Here is a 12,245-nt window from a genome sequence, read left to right as displayed (position 1 = left end):
ATAAGTCACTTTTGAATGGGAGTTGCATTTTCTCGATAATTTTTTCAAGTTTAATAGGAAATTTGAACGGGAGGAGCACTCTCTCGATGACTTTCTTTAAAATATACGGAAATCTAAATGTAACGAGTGTAGTCCAGCCGGAATTTTCAATGGAACTTCAGAAAAGGAGCATTGTGTGGATTAATATCAAACTACAGAGATTATTTAAAAAAACAAAAAAGAGTTAAGTCATTTTAAATGACTTAACTCTTCCTCATTTGCTTTTAAATTTATTCAATAGGAATATCAATCAAAAGTTGCTTTGAAAAGAAGTATAAATAGGTTCCAATCACAGGTTGTTTCCATATTGTTTCAATTGCTCTTTTATAAAGACTTATTTGCGTTTCATAGCGTTTAATAAGTTTTTCTTTTAAACTTTCGTCAACTTCATCTTGAATAGCATCGGTCTTATAGTCCAGAATAATCCACCCATCATCTCTAGGAATAACACAGTCCAATACACCCTGAATAAGAACTTGTTCTTCTGTCTCACTTCGCCAAGTGGCGTACACTTCATTTGCAGGTAAGGTTAAACTAAATGGAAGCTCTCGGTAAAACGTTTGAGTCATCATATAATTTGCAATATCTGTCTGTAAAAATTGTTCTATTGCTGGTATATCAATGACTTCGGCCTCCGCTTCTATGAGAATTTCTTTAATAACAAGGCCACCAATAAATTCTTCTATATTTGAAGAAGTCATGTTTGGTTTGAATGGAAGATGCTGCATTGCTGTATGCATTGCCGTCCCTATTTCAGCTGAAGATAATCTTTTTTCTTTCTGTAAAAAAATAGGTCGTTTTATAATCGGTGCCTTGTAGGGTTGAATGAGCTGGTTAGAACTGTATTCATCTTGAAATTCGCGTTGCCTCTTTATTTCTGTGACTGTTTGTTTTGCTCGGGATGAGGCCGCTTCAAAGTATGGATACTGATACGACAATCTTTCATCCACTTGTTGGGATAAGCTAGCATCTTCTAAATCGATTGTTTTCCAGTTCTGTACAGCCTCTTGTAAATCAAAGTCAACGTCCTCAGAAGATACATCAACATCATTCAATTCATTCTTATGAACAATGGTTATATCCCATCTTGACGGGTCAATTTGTATTTTTTCCAAAACAGCATCGTGAATATCTTCAGTACGTAGAACACTTGTATCTTGATGTCTAATTAATGCTGGTCCGACCCAATCAAGATATGTTTTGGCTTCACTGCGTAGGTGAGCTGGCAAAATCCATTCCGAATGTTCCACCATTGTTTGCCATTTAGCCCGACACTTCTCGAAAGAGGGAACACTTGCAACCATCACTAGCTTTTCCTTAGCTCGGGTGAGAGCAACATATAAGACTCGCATTTCTTCAGCTAGCATTTCTCTTTGTTTTTCTTGCTTTAACGCGTGGAAAAATAAAGTAGGATACGTAATTCGTTTTATAGGATTGATATATTTGCTGGCAAAACCAAGGTCTTTATGCAAAATATACCGGCCTCTTATGTCTTGGAAATTAAAGTTCTTAGCCATAGCTCCAACGATAACAACTGGAAATTCAAGGCCTTTACTCTTATGAATTGTCATAATCCGTACAACATCTTCTTGTTCACTTAAGGCACCTGCTGCCCCTAAATCATCGCCACTTTCTTCCATTCTTTCGATAAATCTAAGAAACCGAAATAAACCACGGAAAGATGTTGTTTCATAGCCCCTTGCCCTGTCATATAGGGCACGTAAATTTGCTTGACGTTGACGACCTCCCGGCATGCCCCCAACAAAGTCATAATACCCGGTTTCTCGATAGATGGCCCAAATAAGTTCGGATAGAGCGCCTTGTCTAGCGGCTTTACGAAACTGCTCGAGTAAATTTAAAAAACGATTCACTTTGGAGAGAATATCATCCCCTGAGTTCTGCTTTTTAAAACTATTGAGTGCTTCATAATATGTTCCTCTCTGGTTAGCTAAACGAATTTTTGCCAATTCCTCTTCATTTAACCCAATAATCGGAGATCGGAGCACAGACGCTAAAGGGATATCCTGACGTGGATTATCAATCACCTTAAGAAAACTTATCATAATCTTTATTTCAATTGCTTCAAAATAACCTGTATTTAATTCAGCATATACCGGAATCCCTTGCTTTTTAAATTCATCAACAATCGTTGGTGCATCGCTCATTGCTCGGAGCAAAATAACAATATCTCTGTATTGTACATCGCGCTGGGCCTGGGTGGCTTTATCCACAACTTGAAGTGGTTGATTTTCGTCGTCACCTATCCAACCTTTAATTTTTTCAGCGTATGCCCTCGCTTCTAATTGGGCCTTTTCCAATTCTTCCCGACTGCCTTCTTCCGTATCGATATAGTTAGATTCTTCAGCTTCTTCTCGGTTGATTATGACTAACTCTGGATGTGGTTCAGGATGAGGTAGTTCATCATACATTTTATTGGCATAAATAAGCTCAGCATTCTCATCGTAATTAATTTCCCCAATTTTTTCGTCAAGTATCTGTCGAAATATATAGTTGGCCCCAGATAAAACATGTTCACGACTTCTGAAGTTACTTGATAAATCGATACGCTGTCCTAAAGACTCTGACGTATTGAAGCGTTTATATTTATCAATAAACAGTGAAGGTTCTGCATGCCGGAAACGATAGATACTTTGCTTTACATCGCCAACCATAAACATGTTCCCTGACCCTATTTGATCACTTATCATTCTTAATATTGTCTCTTGGACTAGGTTTGTATCTTGATACTCATCAACGAGTAATTCACTGTATTGCTCTTGCAAATTCCTAGCAATTGCTGACGGTAAAGGCTGTTCTGGTGTTGATTCAGAATCAATCAAAATTTCTAAGCAATAATGCTCAAGGTCAGAAAAATCAACAAGCCCTTTTTCTTTTTTCACGGCTGTATAACGTTGTTTAAACTCCTTCACAAGAATTGTAAGTTGTTTGATGACCGGCGCTAATTCTTTCATATCCTCTACATGACTTTCTAAGTTTCGGCTAAACCAATCTTTTTTTATCTTGTTCCATCGATCTTTATAGCTATTTCGCAGTGCTTTAACCTTTTCTTTTTTATCTTCATTGCATTCTGTTTTTTTTCCCGATAAACGAACAAATTTGCTTGATGCCATTACTGCTTGCAAATCATTCCATACATGCACGTTTTCCAAAGCGTTGTTTAACATTTGTTTATCGGCTTCAATGGTTTCTGCATATTGATAGGGACCGTCATTTTCATTAACTATTGTTTCTGCAAGTGTGATTTCTTGATAAAAGGCATCAAGCTGGAGTTTTACCTCCTTTTTAATAATGTCCAACCATCCAAGATTATCTTCCCTCCAATCATCTGGTATATCATATGCCTCGTTAATTTGATTTAACCATACGTCTGGCCATGGATGCTGTGTGGCAAATGTAAAGAGTTTAAGTATTAATTCTTCTACTTCGATATCATTTCGATCACTTGAAAAACGATCGACAACTTCGAAAAAATGACTCTGTTCATCATCTTCAAATCCGTACCATTCTTCAAAAAGGTCTTCAATGACGTCCTGTTTGATTTGATCATTTTCAACGTCATTTGCAATTCTAAAACCAGGATCAAGATCTATTAAGTAGGCGTATTCTCTTAAAATATCTAAGCAAAAAGAGTGTAAAGTTGAAATGGAAGCTCTTTGTAATAAAGACAGCTGCTTTTTTAAATGCATGGATGTTGGGTCTTGAGCCAGTGCTTCCTCCAAAGCTAAGCCTACTCGCGTACGCATTTCTTGAGCTGCAGCATTTGTAAACGTAACAACAAGCAAAGAGTCAATATCAACTGGACTATCTTTTTTAAGGAGTTTTTGAATAATCCGCTCAACGAGGACAGCAGTTTTTCCGGAACCCGCTGCGGCAGAAACTAAAATATCACTGCCCTCTGAATAGATGGCACTCTCTTGTTCTTTTGTCCACTTTACCATTAGTTTCCCCCCTATTCTATTTCACTTATGTTTTTTCGTAATTGAGCTAGTATCTCATCATCCTTCATATCTTTTAAACGATGATACTGATTTGATTCAAGTATTGGTTCGAACTGGCACACGGAACGGAATGGACAAAACGTACAAGCCGTGTTTTGTTTGTATTGAAACGGATTAAGATGGACTCCTCCCGACGTTATGTCAATACCAGCCTGAACCATAAGTTCATGGACGTGATTTCTAAGACTAGCAAATGTTTCTTCATCCGCTACTTTGGAATCTTTATAAAAAGATCCATCTTTTTTTAGTCCTGCCGGAATGATATCACTTCTACCGGAATCCAGTGTATGATCCATCATTTGAACGACATTTCCATCGGCTTTTAATAATCCTTGCATTTTATACTCTTTAAATATGTCCTCTTCTATTATTTCATCAGTTGGAACTTGGTCTTTTGAGAGCATTGGATTATGAACATGGAAATAAAGAACGCCACCAGGTGTTGCTTTTAAGCCGAGCCACTGTTCTGATTGCGATAAGACAACATCCAAATAAGCAAGCATTTGCAGGGCCAGTCCATAGTACACTTCAACTAGGTTAAGTCCTCTAGCACTTGACTTATAATCTATGATTCTTAAATATAAGTTACCATCATTAATAGACTTATCAACCCGGTCAATTTGTCCGCGTAAAACCAATTCAAAACCATTTGGTAGAGGTAAAATCAAGGGATCTAATGATTGATCTTCTCCAAACCCTAACTCTAATCCTATAGGTGAAAAATCACTTTGTCTTGCCTGTTCGCTTAATATATGCGTTGCCCGAGCGATGACTTCTTGAAGTTTCTTTTGAATATATTTATACCGATTTGAACTATGCAATATCTGGTGTTGCAGAATAGGAGACAGCTTATTTACTGCTTTTTGGGCATAACCACTTGCATCCTGTTTCGTTAACTTAGCAAAATCTTGCCCTTCTTCCTGAATCCATTCAGTAATCGTTTTTAATGCTTCATGAAAAAGCAGTCCAATATCCGGAGCGTCGAGTTGATATGTTTTCCTTTCCTCCAGCCCCAGACTATATCTAGCGAAATGTTGATAAGAACAACGGTAATAAGACTCTAATCGTGAAATACTAGTCTTAACCTTTTTCGGATAAAGTTGATTGACTGTTTCACTTGTTAATTCACTAGGAACATTCTGGTAGTACAAACTTTGTAAAGTTGTATAGGTTGTCTCATGTTTTTCATGGTGTGTGATATACCAATTAAGGACATGCCACCAAACCGAGTGAATTGGATAACCTTTCCTGTACCTCGCTAGTTGAGAGGTCAATGCCGCCCGAGTTTTATTTGGTGTTGTAATGAACCGATTTGCTTCAAGAAGTTCATCAGGTTCTTGTAATAACAACCTGTCACTGCATACAGGGAATAGATCTTCCATTTGTTTAATAAGCTGAGAAGGCATTTGTGACTTTCCTTCTTCATCACTAATTGGATAACTTAACCATAGAAAATCTCTCCCAGACGTAAAGACTGTATACATATCAAACCAATCATCTAAAAGTTGACGTCTGCTCGTATCAGCAAGCTTTAATCCTTGTTCAGCTAACAAATCCCGTTCTCTTTCGTTAATCATGCCATCAACAGGGGGTTTTAGAGGCCATACCCCCTCATTGACACCAAGTAAAAACGACCCTTTGATCCCACTGATTCTCGAATGCTCGACCGTTCCTACAATAACATGGTCAATCGTTGGCGGAACGTGTGCGAATTCCAGTGTTTCAAGGCCTGCTTCAAGGATAGACCGGTAAGTTGTCAGTTTCATCGGCTCATCGCCAACCATTTCGACCATTTCATCGAAAAGCTGAATCACCGCATCCCATACTTGCTCTTGTTCTCTGCCTTTTTCAATCGCACCCTCTTCGTCATGCATCTCTCGCATACGTTCTAATCTCGAGGGTGCATCAATATCTTCCAGTAAAGTATAAGTAACTTCACAAAGCTCTCTTACCGTTGTGGCATGTCTGATTTCGTTATCAAATTTCTCCAAGGCAAACGTTACCTGTTTCCTATAGCGATTGATTCGTTCTTGAATCTCCAATTCCTTATTCGTTTGAGCTGCTTGGTCAAAGCCACGAAAACGTTGAAATATCCAGTCATCATCACTAAGCCAACGACTACGAGACCTAATTCCGTATTCAAGAATATAATTTTCAAGTTCATCGATGGCATCTTTCGTTAAAGGATAATTTCTATCACAGCTTGGAATAAAACCAGTTTTCAAAACACGAAACACTGGTTCATATCGCCAGTTTCCTTCCACTATTTCAAACACAGAACGTAGAAATTCGATCAAAGGATGATTGAGCATGGTTTGTTTTTCATCGATAAATACGGGTATATTATAATCTTTAAATATAGTTGCAATCAGGTCGTGATACGTGTCAGGTTGCCTTAAAAAAAGAGCTATGTCCCTATACCGATAATTCTTATCGCGAACAAGATGCAGTATTTCTTGTGCCACACCTTCAACTTCTGCTCTGGGATGTACTGCTTCAGCTAGCTTTATTGGTACTTGTCCTTGGTACGCTGGAGAAGGTGTTTCATTAAAGTGTTGTTCTAGATGTAAAAAGTAAGGACGCTCTTTAAATCGTCCATTTTCAGGCTGAAGTGTGATGGTCTCTTCTATATTTATATTGTTTTCTTGTGCAATCGATTGAAGGGTATGGTACGTTTCTGAGGTTTTATAAAACAAATCTAAATCGGATTTTTCCTCAGTTGGTTGATCAACAGTTAATAACACAGTCACTTGCTTACATTTTTTCATCAGCGTTTCAATCACCGATAACTCAATAGGTGTAAAATTGTGGAAACCATCTATATAAACTTCCGCATCATTTAAGAAGTCGGTGTCATTTATTTTTTCAGCGAGCAATTGAAGCTGGTCTTCACTATCAATATAGTTATCTTGTAATGACTGCATTAATTTTTCATAAATATAGATTAAATCTTCTAATTTGTTTGCTAAAGCCACCTCACCCGGTTCCTTATGTACATACTGGTTAAGATGGTCTTGTTGCAGGCGGAGTATCTCTGGAGTGATTTCGTATCGTTTAAATTCTGTAATTATATTTTCTAGTTGATCAAGAAAGCCTTGTTTTTCCATTGCTTTTTGAAAAACAAGCCAGTCCCCTTGTTTTTCTTCAATTATTTTTCTTAGAACCATTTGAATACCAACAGAGCTAATGAATTGTCGAACGGCTCCACCTGTTTCTTGTAATATTCGCCAAGCTAAACGTGAAAAACTGACAACTTGTGTACGTATACTTCCCTGAAGGTCTTGGTCTTTAAAAAGCGTATACTCTTGTTCAAACGTCATTTGGTCTGGTACTAAATAAAAAATTAGTGGGCCTTGCGGATTTGAAATTGACTTTTCTATTATTTCATCAATCGCACGACCACTCTTTCCCGTACCAGCCCGACCTAAAATAAATCGAACCCCCATACTCTTCCCTCCATTTATCATTTATTTTGTATATGTCCATTGATTAAATTTACGAAATACTGCAGCACAGTTGATAGAAACTGTGTGATATGTGTTTTCGCCTCGATCTATGCGCCGTCAACTCGATCTATGCGCTTTCGTCTCGGTATCATCCTGTGCGTAGAAGGCTGAGGTAGGAAGAATGAACTGCAATTCTTCTCAGCCCATGGAAAACAAAGTATTCTGCCGGAGCGATGGTAAAGCACATAACTATCATCAGAATGAGAAGGTACATCATTATCATTTTTAGTGCGCAGTTTATATGTAATGTGTACTGTGGTTCAAAATTTATAGATTAAAAAACTTCTATCTCAGATAAATTTTATCAAAGATAGAAGCTTTAATATAGTTATTTGCAGTATGGTTATGGCAGGGAAACGAGCACGTTTTTTTCAAATGGCCAGTATTTGACGTCGACTTTTCCGACAAGCTTATCTATAGTAACAAAGCCAAATGACCGGCTATCTAAGCTATTGGTTCGATTGTCCCCCATAACAAATAAACTATTTTCAGGCACTTCTTGTTTTCCTGTTACTTCTTGTAAATTAAAATCTTCGGTATACAAAGAGTCGTCATGATTTTGTTTATATGTTTCAAGATATTCCTCTTCTATAAATTCCCCATTGATATATAACTTATCATTTTTATATTCTATTTCATCACCAGGCAGGCCGATGACCCGTTTAACATAATCTTCCTTCTCACTTTTATGAAAAACTACAACATCAAAACGATCAACTTTCTTCAAATCATATGCAACTTTATTAACCATTAACATATTGCCATCATGCAGAGTTGGTTCCATAGACTCTCCGTCCACAACATAGCTCACGAAAATCAGAGGGAGTATAATCGATAGGATCAGCATCCCGATAAGAACAGTTGTAATGAAACCATGATGTTTCAGTCTTTTCATATCCATTTCCTCCAAGGTACGAATTTAGAAGGGATTCAAATTAAATCTCTTATTTTGAAAACTTGCTTATATTCCAATCATACCCTGTTAGAATCTTTTTTAACCTCCGCTAATGACTGATACTCTTTTTCCAATGATTTTTTATGCAGCTTTCTTTCAATGTATTTACCAACAATCCAGAATAAACCAACCCCTATACCTACTAGAATAGTCTTAACCGGGTTCTTTGCAAAAGAAACAATACTGGCACCAATATAAGCAACTGAAAATACCATGACTGCTTTACCCAAAAAGGTAGCTAAAACAAACTGGTACGTGTTGATTCTTGATAATCCTGCGACAACATTGATTACCGAAGACGGAGAAAATGGAAAACATAATAAAAGAAATAAAGGCCCAAAGCCGTGTTTTTCTACCCAACCTGTCACTTTGTGCACCTGTTTGTTTTTTCGAATTTTAATGAATATACGCTTGTCCCCAAGCCGACGGATAATCATAAACAATAAGACTGAACCTATACTTGTTCCAATCCACGAATATAAAAATCCCTTTAACAACCCATATGCAGCACTATTGGCGATAATAATAACAAGTAATGGTAAAAAAGGAAGAAAGGCTTCAATGAATGGTAAGGCAATGCCGGGAATAGGCCCTAATTTTTCGTAATTACTCAGTAATTCCAAGATATAATCATCTAGCTGTTCATTTTTAATAATAAATTTCCATTCGCTCAAGATGTTAAGCACATACATTAGCTAAACTCCTCATTCTTTATGTAATACTGGTAAAGATGTCTTAACGTAGCTGGTTCATCGTATTTATAGATAGTTTCCCCTCAGCCCTAGGGTTTTAATCTAAATTAATTAAAGTAAGTTCAAACTACGTCAGTATATATTTAACCTCTTTCTCTTCATTCTTTTGTTTTTCAATGTATTTTTTTTAAGATTTAGCATATAATTAGAACAAGCGTTCTAGTTAGGAGGAGTTTACTTTGCGTTATCTGACAGAGATGGAATTAAAGGTTGCTTCACGTTTTCTTTTTTTATCAATGGCTATAGTTGTCATTAAGCAGGATGTAAAACATGTCCAAAATGGTGCCTTTAAAATTAAAGATCCATATATAAATCTCTTGAATCAAATGATTTCCGAGGCAACAAACGAGCGCAGAAAGTTGAGAAAAATGATGGAAGATAAAAAAATCCAAGTTGTTTCGTTAGGTAAAAATGATACTTTTTCATCATACCTTTTTGTGTGCCAAGGACGAGAAGAAAAGCGAAATTATTTTAACCCTGCTATCCGTAAAAAAGTAGAAACTATTATTCAAGAATTTGTGCAAAAGGCTCCGCCACTCTGTCAGCCGCCTGTGGTCTCAGATGACTAATACGCTTATCAAGTAAAAAACGAAATTGAGCTGTACGATGGAGTTGATTCTGGATCGAACCAAAGGACACTTGAATTGGAAGTTTGCGACCATTATTAAACACAATTTCAGTAAAGTTATCTTTTAAGTTATTTACCTGCGCAACATGAGAATGTGCAATCCAAGAACATCTTGGATTAACAGGTGAAGTTGTAGGGAAAAAATACATACCGTTTGAAGGATCGATTGAAATTGGAGCTTTATGGGTAATTCTACATACATTAAAGGTGCCCTCTTGTCTACCCTTCAAGCTGCTTCCAAAAAACCTGCATGATTGATCAATCACTTTACTAGGGGAATTATCAACATAATAGTCATCACTTTCTTCAAGTATCCATGCACCGGTATGACCACGCTCATCACAGTGCACAAGAACCGCCATTGTTTGGGGAGTAATCTCATAAGTTGGGGAGTTAAATTTATTATTCATTTCTCTTCATCCTTTCGACTTAAAATGAAAAGAAAGAGGTTATTTATTAATTTAACAGATTTTCTTTTAAAAAGATAGTAAAATCTAAAATTTTTTGTTTATTTTGTCTCTTTTTGAGATAAAATAGCTTTTTTACATCAATTTCTCCTGTCCTAAAAGCAGAAAAACTTGGCAGATACACAACCAAGTTCTTCCCCATCATTCCATTTATTTATCCTTGACTAAATCTTTAAGTTGACGTCTTAATATTTTTCCTGTCGTGTTTTTTGGTAATTCTTCTAGAAATTCAATTTTTGTTGGAATCTTGTATTTTGCTAAATGACCTTTACAGAATTCTAGTAAATCTTTTTCGGTTAAGTCAGGATCTTTTGTAACGACAAAACTTATCACCGCTTCACCAGCTTCTGAATGCGGCGTCCCAATGACAGCTACTTCAGCAACACCAGGATGCTCATAGAGAACTTCTTCTATTTCTCTTGGATAAACATTATAGCCACCTACGATAATCATATCATTTTTACGATCAACGATATAAAAATAACCTTCATCATCCTCACGGGCCATATCCCCCGTATAAAGCCATCCATCTTTCAGAGTCATAGCTGTTTCTTCTGGCATGTTATAATAACCCTTCATCACATTCGGCCCTTGAACGATAAGTTCACCTACTTCACCGACAGGAACTTCTTCACCAAATTCATCAACGACTTTGTTCTCCACATTCACAATGCTTCTACCAATGGATCCTGGCTTTCTCGGTCGATCAAGTGGGTTGAAACACGTTACAGGTGAAGCTTCAGATAAACCAAATCCTTCAGAAACGATGACATCGAAATACTGCTCGAAGTTTTTCAGAAGAGCTACTGGCATAGCTGATCCTCCGGAAATACAGAAACGAATATCTTTGAAATCTTCCTTAGTTCCTTTTCCACTTTGTAATAAATAATTATACATTGTTGGTACACCTGCAAAAATAGTCGCGTGATATTCTTTTGCAAGACGGAATACTTCTTGAGGTGAGAACTTTGGCATAATTAAAATGGTTCCACCATTCATTAATGGTGCATTTAAAGAAACTGTTAAGCAGAATACATGGAACATCGGCAATGCTGCAATCACTCGGTCACCGCCGTTAATTTCAAGATAATCAGCTGTATCTTTAGCATTCGAATATAAGTTTTTGTGAGTCAGCATAGCTCCTTTTGGTTTTCCAGTTGTGCCTGAAGTATACAAAATTAGCGCTATATCTTCTTTATTTAACGAAGGTCCTTTATAATCTAAAGTCCCCTCTTCAACTAATTTAGTAAACGATTTCATTTTCGGAGTAGAAATATTTTCATTAGTTTCGCTATCTGTCTCACAGGATATGTAATGAGTGACATTTGGCAATTGATCATCAATCGCGACCATCATCTCCATTAACACATCCATAGTGATAATACCTTTGACATCCCCATTTCTTAAAATATAAGTCATTTCGTGAGGAGTATAAAGAGGGTTAATCGGAATAACGGTAGCCCCCATTCGTAAAGCCCCATATAATCCAATAATATAATACGGACTATTACCCACAATCAGTGCAAGGTGATCACCTTTTTTATACCCAAGTTGTTCTAATTGTGATGCAAATTTAACAACTGCCCCCTCTAACTCCATATAACTAGTTTCTTTGTCATCAAAAATATAAGCAGTTTTTGTAGGATGGTTTTTAGCTGTTATAGATAATTGATCACTTAAATTCACGTACAAATCCCCCTTTGTTACAATGCAAAATGAATGAATAGTCATTCATTTCATTGTGAAATCTCTTTAATTATAAAATACTCAAAATATTATTTCAAGAGAAAGCGGTATCAATCAAGAAAAGACTTGTTTGAATAAAAAGAAAAGGACTCTCCTAAGACTTTTTGCAAAGTGTTTCAAGTCCTAGAATGCA

Annotated in this window: 7 protein-coding genes; 1 reads left to right on the top strand and 6 read right to left on the bottom strand. The window is 36.7% G+C overall.

Features of this window, described 5'->3' with window-relative positions:
* Window positions 1-269 precede the first annotated feature (269 nt).
* From addA to KQI49_RS16230, 4 genes are all read right to left on the bottom strand, one after another.
* On the bottom strand, window positions 270-3,998 hold the full coding sequence (gene addA / locus KQI49_RS16245) for a helicase-exonuclease AddAB subunit AddA (RefSeq protein ID WP_216490638.1): 3,729 nt from the start codon (window positions 3,996-3,998) through the stop codon (window positions 270-272).
* An 11-nt stretch (window positions 3,999-4,009) separates the two neighbouring features.
* On the bottom strand, window positions 4,010-7,504 hold the full coding sequence (addB, locus tag KQI49_RS16240) for a helicase-exonuclease AddAB subunit AddB (RefSeq protein ID WP_216490637.1): 3,495 nt from the start codon (window positions 7,502-7,504) through the stop codon (window positions 4,010-4,012).
* A gap of 403 nt (window positions 7,505-7,907) precedes the next feature.
* Entirely contained in the window at window positions 7,908-8,459 is a 552-nt protein-coding gene (lepB, locus tag KQI49_RS16235) for a signal peptidase I (RefSeq protein ID WP_216490636.1), read from the bottom strand.
* Window positions 8,460-8,536: 77 nt separating this feature from the next.
* The gene (locus KQI49_RS16230) at window positions 8,537-9,211 is read right to left on the bottom strand and encodes a TVP38/TMEM64 family protein (RefSeq protein WP_216490635.1); all 675 of its coding nucleotides are present in this window, start codon (window positions 9,209-9,211) and stop codon (window positions 8,537-8,539) included.
* A gap of 239 nt (window positions 9,212-9,450) precedes the next feature.
* Here KQI49_RS16230 and KQI49_RS16225 point away from each other — a divergent pair, with 239 nt between their 5' ends.
* Window positions 9,451-9,840: a YhjD family protein gene (locus tag KQI49_RS16225; RefSeq protein ID WP_216490634.1), complete on the top strand. Its 390-nt coding sequence runs from the start codon at window positions 9,451-9,453 to the stop codon at window positions 9,838-9,840.
* Here the strand turns inward: KQI49_RS16225 and KQI49_RS16220 are convergent.
* Window positions 9,776-10,309, bottom strand: a complete 534-nt coding sequence (locus tag KQI49_RS16220; protein ID WP_216490633.1) for a competence protein ComK — start codon at window positions 10,307-10,309, stop codon at window positions 9,776-9,778. The two genes, KQI49_RS16225 and KQI49_RS16220, sit on opposite strands and share 65 nt — an antisense overlap.
* A gap of 207 nt (window positions 10,310-10,516) precedes the next feature.
* Complete coding sequence (locus tag KQI49_RS16215) at window positions 10,517-12,052, bottom strand: fatty acid--CoA ligase family protein (RefSeq protein ID WP_216490632.1); 1,536 nt, start codon at window positions 12,050-12,052, stop codon at window positions 10,517-10,519.
* Window positions 12,053-12,245: the final 193 nt, after the last annotated feature.

It is taken from the genome of Virgibacillus sp. MSJ-26, from assembly GCF_018918075.1.
Classification (GTDB): Bacteria; Bacillota; Bacilli; order Bacillales; family Amphibacillaceae; genus MSJ-26.
This window is presented reverse-complemented; position numbering and strand designations above follow the sequence as displayed.